Here is a 641-nt window from a genome sequence, read left to right as displayed (position 1 = left end):
CTGCCACCACTGCCGCCGCCACTGCGGGACCGGCGCCTGCGCGAAACCTCGCGCCTGCAGCGCAGGCTGGGGGCGGCAGCGGCGGCGCGGGGGCGCTTGCAGGCGCGGACGGCGACGCGGAGGGCGAGTATTGCAGCGACGACGTGCCGCGCAGGTTCCGAGTGTCCGTTGACCTGCGATCGGTGGGTGAGATTGATCGCGCATCCGCCGGGGCCGTGTACGCTGTGTACACCTACCCACAGTTTGGCACGCCTGGCCCCGGTAAGTGTCCCCGCCGCCACCGCCGCCGCCACCGCCGCCGCCACCATCGCCTCCGCCACTGAGCATTCTCGCTTACCCGCTGCGCCCGCCCCTGCGCAGTACGCACCACTCCCTCCAGCGCCGCACACTTGCGCGATGGCTTCTGCGCCTTTGAGTTCAACGCGACGCGCCGCGCGCTGCTTGCCCTGGCGGCGGAGCAGCCGCTGGCGGTGGAGGTGTGGGCGCGGCGAGAGATGGCGCGGGATGAGATGCTGGGGGTGGCCACTGTGTGGATCGGCAGCGTGTTTGATCAAGCGCCACGCTACCTCGTGCGCGATGGGGTGACCGACCGGGTGCGTGCACCGCCGCGCCGGCTGCCGCGCGCACGCCGTCACCGCTGC

Annotated in this window: 1 protein-coding gene; it reads left to right on the top strand. The window is 72.7% G+C overall.

Annotated features, from left to right (window positions below; translation table 11 throughout):
* Positions 1–389: 389 nt before the first annotated feature.
* Positions 390–641: hypothetical protein (locus tag ACK4SE_RS14065; protein WP_409693971.1), on the top strand; the 252-nt coding region annotated here is incomplete at its 3' end.

The organism is Brevundimonas sp. (assembly GCF_046293315.1).
Classification (GTDB): domain Bacteria; phylum Pseudomonadota; class Alphaproteobacteria; order Caulobacterales; family Caulobacteraceae; genus Brevundimonas.
Note: the sequence above shows the minus strand (reverse complement) of the source record. Positions and strands in the feature narration are given on the sequence as shown.